Genomic DNA, 15,293 nt, shown 5'->3' on the forward strand with positions numbered 1-15,293 from the left:
AGCGCGCCGGGGCTGAGCGGGGGGAGGGGCGCGTGTCCCGGCGCGCCGCGCGGGCTGGACTGAGGAGCCGCGCAGTGACGGAGGAGCGAGCAGTGACGAGGGAAGCCTGCGTGTTGGAGCGCGCCGGGGCTGAGCGGGGGGAGGGGCGCGTGTCCCGGCGCGCCGCGCGGGCTGGACTGAGGAGCCGCGCAGTGACGGAGGAGCGAGCAGTGATGAGGGAAGCGTGCGCGTTGGGGCGCGCCGGGGCTGAGCGGGAGGAGGGCGCATGAGCACCGCGGCAGAGGTGCGGGCCGTCGTGGACGGGCCGGAGCGGCGGGTCTACTGGGCGGTCGCGGACTGTCTGACCATCGTGCGGACCGACTTCATCAGCCGTCTCCGCTATCCCTCCGCCATCGCCTGGCAGCTCGGCACGCCCGTGATGTTCGTGCTGCTCTTCGTCTATGTCTTCGGCAGCGCGATGGAGGTGGGCGGCGGGGCCGACTACGAGGACTACGCGCTGCCCGGCATGTTCGCGATGACCATGGCCAACGGCTTCATGGGCACCGCCACGGTGGTCGCGGCCACCAAGGAGAGGGGGGTCATGGACCGCTATCGCTCCATGCCGATGGCGCCCTCCGCGGTGGTCAGCGGCCGGGGCATCGCCGATGTCATCGGCGCCGCCGTGGATCTGGCGGTGCTCGCGACGATCGCCCTGGCCGTCGGCTGGCGGCCCGACGGCAATCCGCTGGAGACGCTGAGCGCCTTCGCGCTGCTGATCCTGCTGCGGTCCGCGCTGATCTGGATCGGGGTGTATCTGGGGCTGCTGGTGCCCACTCAGGAGGCCGCGGGGAATCTCTTCGCGGTCGCCTTCCCCCTCGGGATGATCTCCAGCGTCTTCACCCCGCCCGCGATGATGCCGGACTGGCTGGCGGCGATCGCGCTGTGGAACCCCGTCTCGTCGACGGCCAACGCGATCCGCGATCTGTTCGGCAACCCGGTCCCGGGCGGGGGCGGCTGGGTGGAGGAGCACGCGATGCTGATGGCGGTGGTCTGGCCGGTCGCCCTCACGGCGGTGTTCCTGCCGCTGGCCGTACGGCGCTTCCAGCGGCTGAGCAGCTGACCGGCCCGTACAGCGGGCCTGTACGTGGAAGGGGCCCGCGGCCGGCTCGGCCGCGGGCCCCTTCCGGGGTTGTCCGGATGTCAGAGGTGCTCGATGACGTAGTCCACGCAGGCGGTCAGCGCCTGCACGTCGGACGGCTCGACGGCCGGGAACATGGCGACCCGCAGCTGGTTGCGGCCCAGCTTGCGGTACGGCTCGGTGTCCACGATGCCGTTGGCCCGCAGCGCCTTGGCGACGGCGGCGGCGTCGATGTCCTCGTTGAAGTCGATCGTCCCGACGACCTGCGACCGCTTGGCCGGGTCGGTGACGAACGGCGTGGCGAACTTCGACTCCTCCGCCCAGCCGTACAGCGCGCCCGAGGAGGCCGCGGTGCGCTGCACGGCCCAGTCCAGGCCGCCCTGCCCGTTGATCCACTCCAGCTGGTCGTTGAGCAGGAAGAGCGTCGCGAGCGCCGGGGTGTTGTACGTCTGGTTCTTCAGGGAGTTGTCGATCGCCGTCGGCAGCGAGAAGAACTCCGGGATGTGCCGGCCCGAGGCGTGCACCCGCGCGGCGCGCTCCAGCGCGGCGGGGGAGAAGGCCGCGACCCACAGGCCGCCGTCCGCGGCGAAGGACTTCTGCGGCGCGAAGTAGTAGACGTCCGTCTGGGCGATGTCGACGGGCAGGCCGCCCGCGCCCGAGGTCGCGTCCACCAGCACCAGCGCGCCCTCGTCGGCGCCCGCCACCCGCTCCAGGGGCATGGCGACACCGGTCGAGGTCTCGTTGTGGGTGAGGGCGTAGACGTCCACGCCCCCCTCCGCCTGCGGCAGCGGGTGCGTACCCGGGTCGGAGGAGATCACGGTCGGCTCCTCCAGCCACGGCGCGAGCTTCGCGGCCTTGGCGAACTTGGAGGAGAACTCGCCGAACGACAGGTGCTGCGACTTGGCCTCGATCAGGCCGTGCGTCGCGACGTCCCAGAAGGCGGTGGAGCCGCCGTTGCCCAGGATCACCTCGTAGCCCTCGGGGAGCCGGAACAGCTCGCGCACGCCCTCGCGCACCTTGCCGACCAGGTTCTTGACCGGGGCCTGGCGGTGCGAGGTGCCCAGCAGAGAGCTGCCGGTGGCGGCCAGGGCGCTGAGCGCCTCGGTGCGCACCTTGGAGGGGCCCGAGCCGAAGCGACCGTCGGCGGGCTTGATGTCAGCGGGAATCTGGATCTCAGCCACGGGGGAAGCCTAATCCGTCGGTATGCGCGGCCTGCCCCGGTGTCCACCGGATGAGACACGGCGTCTCTTTTCCGGGATGGTCCACGAGGCGGCGAGCGCGCCGCAGGCCACCAGCGCGAAGACGGCGAAAGCGCTGGTGTAGCCGGATTCGGCGGGGAAACCGGGGACGTCGGCGGGGCCCGCGGCGTCGAGGACCGCGACCGCTGTCTGGGCGCCCACGGCACCCCCGACGGTGCGCGCGATCGTGTTGACGCCGCCGGCCACGCCGATGTCAGCGGGCCCCGCCGTGTCGACGACCAGCGTCCCGAGCGCCGCGAACGACAGCCCGTACCCGGCGCCGATGAGCACCCCCGCGGCGTGGAACTCCCACATCCGGGCGTGGGCCACGGCCAGCAGCGCGAACGCGAGCCCGCCGCACGCCACGCCCAGGCGCAGCGGCGCCCGGGTCCCGAACCGGTCCCGCAGCCGGGTGGTGAGCGGGCTCACCGCCAGCATCACGACCGCGACCGGGACCAGCACCAGACCGGCCTCGCCCGGCGAGGCCGCGAAGCCGTACCCGGCCGAGGGCGGCGTCTGGACGAACCGGGGGACGAGCGTGATCACGCCGAACATGGCCGCGCCCACGATGAACGTCACCAGATTCGTGGCCGCCACCGGCCTGCGGCGCAGCACGCGCGGATCGACCAGCGGCGCGTCCACCCGCGATTCGACGGTGCCGAAGGCGGCGAGCGCGGCTGCCGCGCCCAGCAGCAGGCCGATCACCCGGGGCGAGCCCCAGCCCCATGCCGCGCCCTGGCCGATGCCCAGCAGCAGACACACCAGCCCGCTCCCCAGCAGCGCCGCGCCGGCCAGGTCGACCCGCCCGCCGGGGGGCGCCGCGCCGGGCGGCAGTCGCCGGGCCAGCGCCAGGGCGGCGCCGACCGGTACGAGCAGCGGCCAGAACAGCCAGGCCGTGCCGAACGCGCCGGACATCGGGCCCGACAGCACCATCCCTACCGAGCCGCCGACCCCGAACATCGCCGACAGCACGGCGATCACGCCCCGGGCGCGATGCGGCTCCACGGCCGTCCGGACCAGGCCGAACGCCAGCGGGAACACCCCGCCCGAGACGCCCGAGAGCGCGCGCCCGGCCAGCAGCAGCGGCAGCGAGCCCGCCTCGGCGCCGAGCGCGCACAGCAGCGTGCCGGCGGCGAAGCAGCCGAGGCACGCCAGCAGCACCCGGCGGTAGCCGAACAGATCGCCGAGCCGGCCCGCGATCGGCGTGGTGACGGCACTGGCCAGCATGAAGGAGGTCAGCAGCCAGGTGGTGGCGGAGCCGGAGACGTGCAGCGAGCGGCCGAACGCCGGGAGGGCCGAGATCACGATCGTCTGCGCCGTGCTCGCCGCGAGCGCGGCCGTCAGGACGGCGGGGACGACGAGGTTCCGTCGTGTGCCCCCGTCGGAGCCTTCCCCGGCCGTGCCGCGGCGGCCACGTAGTAACCCGAGCACCAGCATCGCCCCACCTCCAGAGGTAGTTAGGTGAGGCATACCTTAGGAACTTGCGGACGCTGTCCGCAAGTTGTTGGCCGGGTACGGTTCGGCACGTGAACACCCAAGGCTCGGAGGACGGTTCAGGCGCGGGATCCGGCGCGGGGGAGCGGCGCGCCTGGGGCAGTCTGGACCGGGCGCACATCGTCGAGACGGCGGTCGCCCTGGCCCGCAGGGAGGGCATGGCCGCGCTGACCATCCGGCGGCTGGCGGCCGAGGTGGGCGCGTCGCGGATGGCGCTGTACCGGCACATCCCCGACAAGGACGCGCTGCTCGGCCTGGTCGCCGACGCCGTGGCCGAGTCCGAGGTGATCCCCGACGAGGCGCTGAACGGCCCCTGGCAGCAACGGCTGCGCCACCTCGCGCACGGCATGCGCCGGCGGCTCACCGCCTACCCCGGGCTCGCCGAACTCATCGTGACCCGCGGCAACCACGGCCCCGGCGGGCTGCGCCTCGCCGAGACGATCGTCGAGATCATCTCCGAGGCGGGCCACGACGAGCCGACCACCGCCCGCTACTACCTCGTCTTCATCGACCTCGTCCTCGGCCGCGCCCACCGGGAGGCCGCCCAGGGCGACCCGACCACGCCCCGGCGCAACGCCGCGCTCCTCGACGCGGCCGCCGAGCGGCGCGCCGACGCCCCCCGGCTCGCCGCGCTGGCACCCCATCTGCGCGCCGTGACACACGACCAGGTCTTTGAAACGGAACTGGACATTCTCATCCGGGCCCTCGCCGGGGACCATGGGGAACATGGTTGATCACGAGGTAGACGGAGCTTACGAGGCAGGCGAACTGGAGCGGGCCCTGCGCCGGGCCGTCCGCGGCGAGGTCTCCTTCGACACGACGAGCCGCGCGTTGATGACGATGGACGCGTCGAACTACCGCCGGGTGCCCACCGGGGTCGTCGCGCCGCGCGACGCCGACGACGTCGCCGCCGCGCTCGCCGTGTGCCGCGAGCGCGCGGTGCCCGTGGTGGCGCGCGGGGCCGGCACGTCGATCGCCGGACAGGCCACCGGGGTCGGCGTCGTCCTCGACTTCACCCGCCACATGCGGTCCATCGTCTCCCTCGACCCGGACGCGCGCACCGCCGTCGTCCAGCCCGGCGTGATCCTGGACGACCTGCGGGCGGCGGCCGGCGCCCACGGGCTGACCTTCGGCCCCGACCCGTCCACCCACAGCCGCTGCACCCTCGGCGGCATGATCGGCAACAACTCCTGCGGCTCCCACTCGGTCGCCTGGGGCACCACCGCCGACAACGTCCGGGAGCTGGACGTCGTGACGTACGGCGGCGAACGGCTGCGCGCCGGGCGCGGCCTGGACGGGCTGCCCCCACGGCTCCGGGACGGCCTGCGCGCCCTGGTCGACGCCAACCTCGCCCTGCTGCGCACCGGCTTCCCCGAACTGCCCCGCCGCATCTCCGGCTACGCCCTGGACGCGCTGCTGCCCGAGAAGGGCGCCGACGTGGCCCGCGCGCTCACCGGCAGCGAGGGCACCCTGGGCGTGCTGACCGAGGCGACCGTACGCCTCGTGGACGCGCCCGCCGCCCGCGCCCTCGCCGTCCTCGGCTACCCCGACGAGAGCGCCGCCGCCGAGGCCGCCCACACCCTGCTGCCCCACGGCCCGCTCACCGTCGAGGGCATGGCCGCCGACCTGGTCGCCGGGGCGACCGGGCTGCCGGCGGGCGACGCCTGGCTGTTCGCCGAGGTCGGCGGCGAGACCCGGGCGGAGGCCCTGGCCCGCGCCGAGGCCCTGGCCCGCGCGGCCGCCGACGCCACCACCGACCACACCGTCGTCGCCGACCCGGCCGGCCAGCGCGCCCTGTGGCGGATCCGCGAGGACGCCTCCGGCACGGCGACGCGCATGCCGGACGGCAGCGAGGCCTGGCCCGGCTGGGAGGACTGCGCCGTGCCGCCCGCCCGACTCGGCGCGTATCTGCGCGACTTCCGCGCGCTGATGGCCCAGCACGGGCTGCGCGGCACGCCGTACGGGCACTTCGGCGACGGCTGCATCCACGTACGCATCGACTTCGACCTGCTGACCGAGGCCGGGATCCGGGTCTTCCGCGGCTTCTCCACCGACCTCGCCGACCTCGTCGCCGCCCACGGCGGCTCGCTCTCCGGCGAACACGGGGACGGCCTGGCGCGCGCCGAACTGCTGCCCAGGATGTACGGCGACGAGATGGTCGGGCTCTTCTCCCGCGTCAAGGACCTGTGGGACCCGGCGGGCGGCCTCAACCCCGGCGCCCTCGCCCGCCCGCAGCGCATGGAGGAGAACCTGCGCTTCGCCGTGCTGCCCAGCCGCCCGGTGGACGTGGAGTTCGGCTATCCGCACGACAACGGCGACTTCGCGGCGGCGGTGCGGCGCTGCGTGGGCGTCGCCAAGTGCCGCAACGAGTCCGTCTCCGGCGCGGCCGTGATGTGCCCCTCGTACCGCGCCACCGGCGACGAACAGCACTCCACGCGCGGCCGCGCCCGCCTGCTGCACGAGATGCTCGCGGGCGAGGTCGTGCGCGACGGCTGGCGCTCGGAGGAGGTACGCGGGGCGCTCGACCTGTGCCTGTCGTGCAAGGGGTGCCGCAGTGACTGCCCGGTCGGGGTGGACATGGCCACGTACAAGGCGGAGTTCCTGCACCACCACTACGAGGGCCGGCTGCGCCCCGCCGCGCACTACTCGATGGGCCGGCTGCCGCTGTGGCTCCGCGCCGTCGCCACTCTCCGGGCGGCGCCGGTCGCCAACGCGCTGGCGGGCGTGGCGCCGCTGGCCGCGCTCGCGAAGCGAGTCGGCGGCATCGCGCCCGAGCGCGACATCCCCGAGCTGGCCCCGGAGCCCTTCACCCGCTGGTGGCGCAGGCGGGCGCGGGGCGGCGATGCCGTACGGGGGCGGACCGTCGTGCTGTGGCCCGACACCTTCACCAACTATCTCTCCCCGTCCGTCGGACAGGCGGCGGTGCGGGTGCTGGAGGCGGCCGGCCTGCGGGTGGTCGTACCGCCGGGGCCGGTGTGCTGCGGGCTGACCTGGGTGTCGACGGGGCAGCTCGACCGGGCCCGGTCCGTCATGCGGCGCACCCTGGACGTCATGGCCCCGGCCCTGGACGCCGGGCTGCCCGTGGTCGGCCTCGAACCCAGCTGCACCGCAGCGCTCCGCACCGATCTGCCCGAACTCCTCGGCACCGCCGACCCCCGCGCCGCCCGCCTCGCCGACTCCGTCACCACCTTCGCCCAGGCGCTGGAGGACCACGCCCCCGACTGGCGGCCCCCGAAGATCGACCGCCCGGCCGTCGGGCAGACCCACTGCCACCAGCACGCGGTCCTCGGCGACGCGGCGGAGCGCCGGCTGCGCGCCCGCGCCGGCCTGACGGGCGAGCTGAGCGGCGGGTGCTGCGGGCTGGCGGGCAACTTCGGCTTCGAGCGGGGGCATTACGAGGTCTCCGTCGCCTGCGCGGAGGAGCAGCTGCTGCCGTCCGTACGCGACGCCGACCCCGCCGCCGAGGTCCTCGCGGACGGCTTCTCCTGCCGTACGCAGCTCGACCAGCTGGCGGGGGACCGGGCCCGCCACCTCGCGGAGGTCCTGGCCGAGCGGCTGCCCTGACGTACGCGCCGCGTGGTTACCTGGCCGGCGCGGGCTGGGCGTGGTTGACGATGACGCCGTTGACGACGTTGCGCGGGGCCTGGCCCGACAGCACCCGGTCCAGGCTCTCGACCAGCCGCGCCCTGATCGCGTGGTACGCCTCATGGGTGACGCCCGCGGAGTGCGGGTTGAGCAGCACGTCGGACCGGCCGCGCAGCGGGGAGCCGGCGGGCAGCGGCTCCTCGGCGAACACGTCGAGCGCGGCCCCCGCCAACTGCCCGCTGTCCAGCGCCCGTACCAGCGCGTCCTCGTCGAGGACCCCGCCGCGCCCGGCGTTGATCACGTACGAGCCCCGGTCCATACGGGCCAGCAGGGCGTCGCCGACGAGGCCGCGGGTGGCGTCGTTCAGCGGCATGTGCAGGGTCAGCACATCGGAGCGGGCGGCGAGTTCGTCCAGGGGCACGTACTCGCGCTCCGGCTCGGACGGCACGGGGTCATGCGCCAGCACACGGCTGCCGAACGCGTCGAGGCGCCGCGCGACGGCCCGGCCGATGGTGCCGAACCCGGCGATGCCCACGGTCAGCGCGGCCAGATCGCGCCCGCGCAGCCCCTCGGGGCCCCAGCCGCCGCCAGCGATCCGGGCGTGCCCGGCCGCGTAGTGCCGCACCAGATACAGCAGCGCGCCGACCGCCCAGTCGGCGACGGCGTCGGCGTTGAACCCGGGGAGGTTGGCGACCGGGATGCCCAGCTCGGCGGCGGCGCGGTGGTCCACCCCGTCGAAGCCGACGGCCACGGACTGCACGAGGCGGCACCGCCGCATCTCCGCCAGCAACTCCGCGGTGATGCGGCGCTCCTTCCCCAGCGGCGCGAGGACGACCGTCGCATCGGCGAGCGCCGCCCGGTGGTCGTGCGGGTCCTCGTCCGGGCCGATCTCGGTGATGCGCAGGTCCGGGTGGCCGGGCAGCAGCCGCCGCAGCTCATCGGGGCCCAGGTCGTTGAGGTGATACAGGGTCACGAGGTGTTCGTCGGGCATGGCGGGCGGCTCCAGAGGTCATCCAGGGTGTGGGGACGCCAAGAGTTTTCGCCACCCCTTAAGATCATGTCAACGGTTAACCGATAACGGTTACCCGTGAGCGCGACCCGGGGCGGCCGTGACGTTCCGCGCCGCGCCCCGCCCGTACCGCCCGCTCCCGCACCGCCGAGGAAAGGAACCGGACCATGACCGCTCAGCGCACCGTCGTCACCGCCCTGACCACCCCGTTCACCGCGGATGGCGACCTCGACCTGCCCGCCGCCCGCGCCCAGTACGCGTTCGCCGCCCGCACCACCGGACAACTGCTCGTCGCGGGCACGACCGGTGAGTTCCCCGCCCTCAGCGAGGGCGAGCGCATGCTGCTGACCGAGACCGCCCTCGCGGAAGCAGGCGCCGACGGCGTCATCGCCCACATCGGCGCCCCCGACGCCCACGGCGCCGCCCGGCTGGCCCGCGCGGCCGTGGCGGCCGGCGCCCGCCGGCTGGCCGCGCTGACCCCGTACTACCTCCCGGCGAGCGCCGACGAACTCCTCGCGTACTTCGGCCGCATCCGGGAGGTCGCCCCCACCGCCCGGCTGTACGCGTATCTCTTCCCCGAGCGCAGCGGCCTGACGGTCGACCCGGTCCTCTTCGGCAAGCTGGCCGCCTCCTGCGGCCTGACCGGCGTCAAGCTGAGCGGCGCGCCCTCCACCGAGGTCGCGGCCTACCGCGCCGAACTCCCCGAGGACTTCGAGGTCTACTCCGGCAACGACCGCCGCCTTGCCGACGTCCTCGCCGCCGGCGGTGCCGGTGTCGTCTCCGGCTGCTCGGCCGCCTTCCCCGAGCCCTTCCTCGCCCTGGCCGCCACCCTGGCCTCCGGCGCCGACGACCTGCCCGCCCTCCAGGACCGCGTCGACCGCACGGTCGACCTCCTCGGCCCCAGCATCGGCCGTATCAAGCACGCCCAGCGCACCCGCGGCCTCCCCGCCGGCGCCTCCCGCATGACCGTCGGCGACCCGGACGCGCCGACGGCCGCGGCGATCGAGGCGCTGGGGCGGGAGCTGCTGGGCTGACGCACCACGCGGGCGGGGCGGCGCCCGGGGCGTCAGCCGGTCTTGGAGAGCAGATGCGGTGCGTACGTTGCGACCGCTTCCAGCAGCTGCTTCTTCGACGGGTTCACCATCGCCCGCCCCGCCACCGTCACGGTCGGCACGGTCTCGTTCCCGTCCGCCACCGAGCGGACGAACGCCGCCGCGTCCGGGTCCCGCCAGATGTTCACCTTGGTGTACCGCAGCCGCGTGAAGCGCAGCCGCAGGCGCAGCTTCATGCAGTACATGCACCCGGGGCGCCAGTACATGACCACGCCGTCCTGGTCCTCGGCCACTGATCTCCCTCCACGCCGGATCGGCCGGTAAGGCCGTAGAGGCGAGTCTGCCAGCCCGCCGGCCTCAGGAGCGTTGCAGGGACGAGAGGCCCCACAATTCCGCGATGCGCCCGTCGCGCACGCGGAAGATCTCCAGCATGGTCGGCGGCTGTTGTCCGGGCACGCCGCGCACGCTGGTGCGGACGGCGGCCTTGTCCCCCTCGACGACCATGTCCTCGACGACGACCTCGGCTTCGGGGAACGCCTCGTGGAATCGCTGCCACGCCCGCGTGACGCTCTCCTGCCCGGTGGTGCCCAGCGGGTGGCTGTGGAAGTCCGCCGTGAAGATCTCCCGCGCGGCGGCGTGGTCATGGGCGTTGAACGCCTCGTACATGCGCCGGGCCACGGCCCGCACATCATCGGTCATGGCTTCTCCGGTTCGCTCACGTTCGCGCGGATGCGCCGTAGGGCACCCAGCACGATCTCCCGCTCCTGCGCGGTGACTCCGCCGAGCAGCCGCTCCTGGTACGCCTGGTGCGATCGCTCCAGGTCCGCGGCCATCCGCTCGCCGGCGGGCGTCAGCGCGGCCAGGGTGTAGCGGTTGTCCGCCGGATCGAGGCGGCGGCCGGCCAGCCCCTCGGCCTCCAACTCCTTGACGAGCCGGGTCACGCTCGCGCCATCGACACCCAGCGCCTGCCGCAGCTCGCTGTGGCTGGTCTCGCCCTCGCGCCGCAGCCGGATCAGCATCTGCACCCGCTGGGCGCCCATCCCCACATGCCGGGCGAATGCCTGCCGCAGCTCCGCGCAGGCACCGCCGAGCTCTTGGAAGAACCTGTCCTCAGGCGTCTCTTCACGCACGCACTCTTTATATGCTCAACTCTTGACCAGATCAAGAGAAGATGGGTGCCCGCGAAAACCAGTGGCACCGCTTGGTGCGTCCCCATTACCTTGCGCGCTCGTGACCGAAGGTTCGAAGGCTTCGAAGGCGCAGGGGCTGTTCTCCCGGACGTACGCGGCCGCCACCGCGAGCTTCGCGGCGGTGATGTTCCTGACCGGGTTCGCGGCGCTCGCCGTGGTGCCGACCCTGCCGACCGCGGCCCGGGACCTGGACGGGGTGTCGCTGTTCCCCGTGGTCGCCGGGTGCTTTGTGACGGCGAGTCTGCTGGGCGGGGTGCTGGGCGGCCACTGGGCGGACCGTTCGGGGGCGCGCAGGCCGCTGGCGGCGGGGGTGGTGCTCACGGTGGTCACCTTGGTGGTCTCGGGGGCCAGCACCTCCGTATGGCAACTCGCGGCCGGGCGCTTCCTGGACGGGCTGGCGGCCGGAATGGTCGCGGTGTCGGTCGACGCCGCCATCGGCCAGGCGTACCCGGAACGGCTGCGGCCGCGCGCGCTGGCCCTGATGAGCTCGTGCTGGATCATCCCGTCGCTGGCGGGGCCGCCGCTGGCCGGGCTGGTGTCGGAGTGGTGGTCCTGGCGGGTGGTGTTCTTCGGCCTGGCCGCGCTGACCCTGCTGCCGGCGCTGGCGCTGGTGGCCGTGTTGCGCGGCCGTCCCCTGCCGGGGGCGGCGCCATCCGACGGCCACGCCTCGCGCCCGCCGCTGCTGATCGCGGCGGCGGTGAGCCTGGGCGCGGCGCTGGGGCAGTACGGGGTGTCGGGCTGGGACGTGCGCCATCTGCTGTTCGTGGCCGGGGGGCTGGGCCTGCTCGCGGTGTTCGCGCCGCGGCTGCTGCCCGCCGGCACCTGGAGCGCCGCCCGCGGCCTGCCGGCGACGGTGCTGCTGCGCGGCCTGTCCTCGGGCACGTACTTCACGATCGAGGCGCTGGTGCCCCTGATGCTGATCAACGAGCGGGACGCGCCCGCGGTGGTGATCGGCCTGGCATTCACCGGCGCCGCCGTGGTGTGGGCGGGCGCCTCGTGGGTCCAGGGGCGGCTGCTGGAGCACCGGCCCCGGCATCTGCTGGTCGCCGCCGGGGCGTTGGTGATGGCGGTGGCGGTCGGGCTCGCGGCTGTGGGGACGTTCACCAGGGGGCCGGTTCTCGTCGCCGCGTCCTCCATGCTGGTCGCGGCCGCCGGCATGGGGCTGCTGGCCCCGTCCCTGACCGTGCTGTCGCTCTCGCACAGCCCGTCCGGCCGGCTGGGCCACACCAGCAGCGCGATGCAGACCAGCCAGAACCTCGGCCAGGTCACGGTGATGGCCCTGGCCTTCGCCGTGCTCAACATCAGCGTGGCGATCGGCGCGTCCGCGACGGCCGGTTACGGGGCCGCCTTCGGGCTGCTGCTCCTGCCGCCCCTGCTGATCGCCCTGCTGGCGGGGCGTGCCCGCAGCACGGGAGGCAGGGTGGTGACCGCCACCCATGCAGGTGAGCCGTGCCTGACCAGGAGCGGTTCCGACTGAGCAAGACGGGCGGCGGCTGCGCGAACGCCCGGGCCTGACGGGCGAGCTGAGCGGCGGCTCTCGTCCGTACGCGGCACCGACATCACCGCCGAAATTCTGGTCGGCGATGCCTGAATCATCCTGGCCGCCCTGTAGGAACTATGAGTCCTGGCCGTGGGTCCATTCTTCACGAAGGATTCCGTAGACGATGGAGTCGCGCCACGCACCGCGAACGTACACGTGCCCGCGGATGCGGCCTTCTTCGGTCATCCCCGCGGCCAGCAACGTCTTCTCGGATGCCGTGTTCAGCGGTGCACGAGCCGCCCATACTCGATGAAGATCCAGGTCGTCGAAAGCGAGAGACAGCACCAATTGCACGGTTTCCCGGCCGTACCCCACTCCCCATGCATCGGGGCGCAGCGCGAAGCCCATGGTCGCCGCGCGCTGCTGATGTGGGTCGAGTGCCAGTCGGGCGAATCCAACGAGCTCGCCGCCGTCGCGCTCAACGACGGCGAGTGCGTATTCCTCGCGGGGTTTCGCGGTTGCCGAGGCGAGGGATCGGGCGACGATGCCGCCGACTTCCTCCCGCGAACGTGGGGTGAAGCTGAGGTGCTCAGTGGCTTCCGAACTGCCGTAGACGGCCAGCACTGGATCTACGTCGTCAAGGGTCAATTCACGGAGGCTGAGCCGTGCGTCGTTGCGCCTGACCGGGTGCATGTCGGGGACTTTACCGCTGGCGTCTAGCTTGGCAGAGCGAGTGTGGGACGACTGCTGAACACCGCGATCTCCTCACGCAGGTCCCGTGCCGTCGGAGCTTCCCGCATGGCCCCCTGCGCGAGGGAGGACCGTACTCGCTGGGCCGAGCCGACAATGCCGGCATTGCGCTGGTTGGGAGGTAGGTCAAGGACTGGCCGGATCGCTTCGGCGGCGCCGCTCAGGTCTCCTGCGCAGAGACGGGCGAGGGCCAGATCCGTCTGAACGCCGGCCTGATCGCCGAACGCCCAGTGCGGATCGCTGGTGTTGTTGAAGCCTTGTGCTGCTTCTTCCGCGCGTCGCACGAGGCTCGGGCTGTCGGTCGGGGAAATACTGCTGCCGAGTAGTACGCACGCCTCGACGCTGTAGTACGCCTGCCTGATCTGTGGGAAGAAGAAGTTCCCTCCGAGAACGTCCAAGTCGTCTGGCGAGGTGCGCTCACGCAACTCCTCGGCATGGCGATTAGCGACTCGTACGGTTTCCGCATCGCCCACCAGCGCCGCTGCCCGTGCCTCCAACCCCGCGAGCCACACAGTCACGCTGCCGCGTAGACCTTCTCCGGTCGACGCCCCCTTGCGCGCGTAGTGAAGGGCGTCTTCGGGGCGATCGGCCCAGTACGAGATCAAGGACTGGAGCCCCCGCACCCAAGCGCTCATGGCCTGGTGTTCTGCCTGGTCGGCGCATTCAGCGGCGGTGCGGGCCTGCATCATGGCCGACTGCGGGTCGCCGAGGTCGTGGCTGGCCTTGGCGAGCATCCCGGACTGGATCGCGGCGAGGAGGTACAGGTCTCGGGTCTGTGACGGCTTGGTGTGGCCGCTCTCCAGTAGGCGGAACGTCTCGTCCTGGATGTCGGAGAGGTCCTGCAGGATGGTTCCGAGAGGGACACGGATGTATATCTCGGCAATTCGGCGAACCTCGTCCTGGAGGTAGCTCAGGGTCTCCTGCCCTACCTCGTTCCGCTCCGCTCCCATGGCGAATCGGATCGCACGCCTTGCGGCCATAGCTACTTGCCTTCCCATCCAGTGCAGTTCCGCGCCAGGGTCGGTGCGGAGTTCGGTGATCGACGCGCTGGCACCAGGCTCGCCGTCTAAGGATGCCGCACGTCCGTCTGATGTCGGAGCCTCGGCAAGAAGCTCAGTGATCGGCCGCCCAAACAGGTGCGCGAGCACCCGTCGTGCGTCGTTCTGCGGCTTCACCTTGCCGAGGTACCAGCGTTCGAACGTGCTCTCAGACAGCGTCAGCGTTGCCAGGGAACATTCACGAGTTTCCTGAGCCAGGCTTTGAGCGGCCAAGCCGTACTGATGGGCGAAGGTCGGGTGGTCCTTCCAGCCTTTCTGATCGATGAGAACCCGAAGAAGCGTGGCCATCGTTACCCCTTTGCCGTATGTCCAGCGCGTTGTCACGACGGTACGGCAGCAGCGCCGAAACTTGACGATCTCAGCGGTAATTCAACGACTCTGACCTGACTCTGACGGAAGTCTGCCCAAACCCGCCGTTCGGCAGCACAAGAATGAGGCCAATCTGACGGTGGATCTGCACCGGAGAATATTGCCACGATCGTCGGGCACAAGGGCTTGGCGAGTACCAAGAACGACCGTCCAGCCCATGTCCACCAAGCCCCGACGCCGCCGGAGCGCGAGCAGTCGGTGAGCGGAGGAGCCATGGTGCCCGTCGCGGGTGTTGATACGCAGAGCAGGTTGAGCATGAGCCTGACGGTCCAGCCGTCTGAGCTGGGCAGCATCCGTCGCGCGGTCATACGGCAACTTCGCACCTGGGGCCTTGAGGAGATCGCGGATGACGCGGTCCTGGTGGTGACGGAGCTGCTGGCGAATGTGCACAAGCACGCCGGAGGCGTCTGCGATCTGGAGATCGAACACGAGGCAGGCCAGCTGATCGTGAGGGTCAGCGACACCGTGATGACGCCGCCAACGGTTCGTCCGCGCTCCACCTCCGCAGAGATCGGCAGGGGGCTGCTCCTTGTTGGAGAACTGACCGAGCACTGGGAGACGGCCATCACCGGTACCGGGAAGGTCGTGACGTGCAGATTCCGCGCAGTGGACCGACGTGGTCGGGAGCGGGCCGTCCTGGGAAGCGGCCATGCGTGAGCACGAGCACCCACCCTCCCGCCCCAGTGGGCTCTACGCCATCAGGGAGCTTCCGAACGGGGTGCGCGTCAATGATCACGTCTATTTTGACGGCGCCTTTCGCAAGGTCGTCGACATGCGGGCTGTCGGACCGCGAGGGAAGGTCCTGATCTTCGCCGATAACACGACGTGGCTCATGCGGCGACAGCACCTCATATTCCGCCCGATCCTCCCGCTTGTCTCCGGCGAGTAGACGAGCCCGTCAGGCTCCCGGCCGGCCACTCGGCTCCACCCTGGGGGGACGGATCGGGTGAG

15 protein-coding genes are annotated in these 15,293 nt (G+C 72.3%); 7 read left to right on the forward strand and 8 right to left on the reverse strand.

Annotated elements, in window-relative coordinates; all coding sequences use genetic code 11:
- Positions 1 to 265: 265 nt before the first annotated feature.
- A complete protein-coding gene (locus tag ABTY62_RS17510) occupies positions 266 to 1,099 on the forward strand; it encodes an ABC transporter permease (RefSeq protein WP_352130301.1) in 834 nt (277 codons plus the stop codon).
- Positions 1,100 to 1,179: 80 nt separating this feature from the next.
- Here ABTY62_RS17510 and serC read toward each other — a convergent pair whose 3' ends face one another.
- Together serC and ABTY62_RS17520 are read right to left on the reverse strand one after the other, a co-directional pair.
- Complete coding sequence (gene serC / locus ABTY62_RS17515) at positions 1,180 to 2,298, reverse strand: phosphoserine transaminase (protein WP_352130302.1); 1,119 nt, start codon at positions 2,296 to 2,298, stop codon at positions 1,180 to 1,182.
- A gap of 9 nt (positions 2,299 to 2,307) precedes the next feature.
- The gene (locus ABTY62_RS17520) at positions 2,308 to 3,792 is read right to left on the reverse strand and encodes an MFS transporter (RefSeq protein WP_352130303.1); all 1,485 of its coding nucleotides are present in this window, start codon (positions 3,790 to 3,792) and stop codon (positions 2,308 to 2,310) included.
- Positions 3,793 to 3,881: 89 nt separating this feature from the next.
- On the opposite strand from ABTY62_RS17520, the gene ABTY62_RS17525 reads away from it, so the two are divergent.
- Positions 3,882 to 4,583, forward strand: coding sequence for a TetR/AcrR family transcriptional regulator (locus ABTY62_RS17525; protein WP_352130304.1), 702 nt, complete (start codon positions 3,882 to 3,884; stop codon positions 4,581 to 4,583).
- Entirely contained in the window at positions 4,576 to 7,413 is a 2,838-nt protein-coding gene (locus ABTY62_RS17530) for an FAD-binding and (Fe-S)-binding domain-containing protein (protein ID WP_352130305.1), read from the forward strand. The genes ABTY62_RS17525 and ABTY62_RS17530 overlap by 8 nt, the downstream gene beginning before the upstream one ends.
- A gap of 16 nt (positions 7,414 to 7,429) precedes the next feature.
- On the opposite strand, the gene ABTY62_RS17535 is transcribed toward ABTY62_RS17530, so the two are convergent.
- Positions 7,430 to 8,425, reverse strand: a complete 996-nt coding sequence (locus ABTY62_RS17535) for a 2-hydroxyacid dehydrogenase (RefSeq protein WP_352130306.1) — start codon at positions 8,423 to 8,425, stop codon at positions 7,430 to 7,432.
- Positions 8,426 to 8,610: 185 nt separating this feature from the next.
- On the opposite strand from ABTY62_RS17535, the gene ABTY62_RS17540 reads away from it, so the two are divergent.
- On the forward strand, positions 8,611 to 9,477 hold the full coding sequence (locus tag ABTY62_RS17540; RefSeq protein ID WP_352130307.1) for a dihydrodipicolinate synthase family protein: 867 nt from the start codon (positions 8,611 to 8,613) through the stop codon (positions 9,475 to 9,477).
- Positions 9,478 to 9,509: 32 nt separating this feature from the next.
- Here the strand turns inward: ABTY62_RS17540 and ABTY62_RS17545 are convergent, their stop codons facing one another.
- The 3 genes from ABTY62_RS17545 to ABTY62_RS17555 form a co-directional block, all read right to left on the reverse strand.
- Positions 9,510 to 9,788 carry a glutaredoxin domain-containing protein gene (locus tag ABTY62_RS17545; protein ID WP_352130308.1) on the reverse strand — a complete coding sequence of 93 codons (279 nt, stop codon included), beginning with the start codon at positions 9,786 to 9,788 and terminating at the stop codon, positions 9,510 to 9,512.
- Between the two features lie 64 nt (positions 9,789 to 9,852).
- The gene (locus tag ABTY62_RS17550; RefSeq protein WP_352130309.1) at positions 9,853 to 10,194 is read right to left on the reverse strand and encodes a nuclear transport factor 2 family protein; all 342 of its coding nucleotides are present in this window, start codon (positions 10,192 to 10,194) and stop codon (positions 9,853 to 9,855) included.
- Positions 10,191 to 10,625 (reverse strand): MarR family winged helix-turn-helix transcriptional regulator, encoded by a 435-nt coding sequence (locus ABTY62_RS17555; protein ID WP_352130310.1) that lies wholly within the window; start codon positions 10,623 to 10,625, stop codon positions 10,191 to 10,193. The genes ABTY62_RS17550 and ABTY62_RS17555 overlap by 4 nt, the downstream gene beginning before the upstream one ends.
- Positions 10,626 to 10,725: 100 nt before the next feature.
- Between ABTY62_RS17555 and ABTY62_RS17560 the strand changes: the two genes are divergently transcribed.
- Positions 10,726 to 12,162 (forward strand): MFS transporter, encoded by a 1,437-nt coding sequence (locus ABTY62_RS17560; protein ID WP_352130311.1) that lies wholly within the window; start codon positions 10,726 to 10,728, stop codon positions 12,160 to 12,162.
- 138 nt (positions 12,163 to 12,300) lie between these two features.
- Here the strand turns inward: ABTY62_RS17560 and ABTY62_RS17565 are convergent, their stop codons facing one another.
- Positions 12,301 to 12,858, reverse strand: coding sequence for a GNAT family N-acetyltransferase (locus tag ABTY62_RS17565; protein WP_352130312.1), 558 nt, complete (start codon positions 12,856 to 12,858; stop codon positions 12,301 to 12,303).
- Between the two features lie 23 nt (positions 12,859 to 12,881).
- Complete coding sequence (locus ABTY62_RS17570; protein WP_352130313.1) at positions 12,882 to 14,261, reverse strand: NsdA family TPR-like regulatory protein; 1,380 nt, start codon at positions 14,259 to 14,261, stop codon at positions 12,882 to 12,884.
- A gap of 336 nt (positions 14,262 to 14,597) precedes the next feature.
- Here ABTY62_RS17570 and ABTY62_RS17575 point away from each other — a divergent pair, with 336 nt between their 5' ends.
- Together ABTY62_RS17575 and ABTY62_RS17580 are read left to right on the forward strand one after the other, a co-directional pair.
- Positions 14,598 to 14,999, forward strand: coding sequence for an ATP-binding protein (locus ABTY62_RS17575; protein WP_352130314.1), 402 nt, complete (start codon positions 14,598 to 14,600; stop codon positions 14,997 to 14,999).
- Positions 14,992 to 15,231, forward strand: a complete 240-nt coding sequence (locus ABTY62_RS17580; RefSeq protein ID WP_352130315.1) for a hypothetical protein — start codon at positions 14,992 to 14,994, stop codon at positions 15,229 to 15,231. Before ABTY62_RS17575 ends, ABTY62_RS17580 begins: the two co-directional genes overlap by 8 nt.
- Positions 15,232 to 15,293: the final 62 nt, after the last annotated feature.

It is taken from the genome of Streptomyces sp. NPDC097640, from assembly GCF_040302705.1.
Lineage (GTDB): Bacteria > Actinomycetota > Actinomycetes > Streptomycetales > Streptomycetaceae > Streptomyces.

Excerpts from the sequence above, each read along its gene's own strand:
- ABTY62_RS17510 (WP_352130301.1), top strand. The coding sequence starts at position 266 with ATGAGCACCGCGGCAGAGGTGCGGGCCGTCGTGGACGGGCCGGAGCGG.
- ABTY62_RS17520 (WP_352130303.1), bottom strand. The coding sequence starts at position 3,792 with ATGCTGGTGCTCGGGTTACTACGTGGCCGCCGCGGCACGGCCGGGGAA.
- ABTY62_RS17530 (WP_352130305.1), top strand. The coding sequence starts at position 4,576 with ATGGTTGATCACGAGGTAGACGGAGCTTACGAGGCAGGCGAACTGGAG.
- ABTY62_RS17535 (WP_352130306.1), bottom strand. The coding sequence starts at position 8,425 with ATGCCCGACGAACACCTCGTGACCCTGTATCACCTCAACGACCTGGGC.
- ABTY62_RS17540 (WP_352130307.1), top strand. The coding sequence starts at position 8,611 with ATGACCGCTCAGCGCACCGTCGTCACCGCCCTGACCACCCCGTTCACC.
- ABTY62_RS17550 (WP_352130309.1), bottom strand. The coding sequence starts at position 10,194 with ATGACCGATGATGTGCGGGCCGTGGCCCGGCGCATGTACGAGGCGTTC.
- ABTY62_RS17565 (WP_352130312.1), bottom strand. The coding sequence starts at position 12,858 with ATGCACCCGGTCAGGCGCAACGACGCACGGCTCAGCCTCCGTGAATTG.
- ABTY62_RS17570 (WP_352130313.1), bottom strand. The coding sequence starts at position 14,261 with ATGGCCACGCTTCTTCGGGTTCTCATCGATCAGAAAGGCTGGAAGGAC.
- ABTY62_RS17575 (WP_352130314.1), top strand. The coding sequence starts at position 14,598 with ATGAGCCTGACGGTCCAGCCGTCTGAGCTGGGCAGCATCCGTCGCGCG.
- ABTY62_RS17580 (WP_352130315.1), top strand. The coding sequence starts at position 14,992 with ATGCGTGAGCACGAGCACCCACCCTCCCGCCCCAGTGGGCTCTACGCC.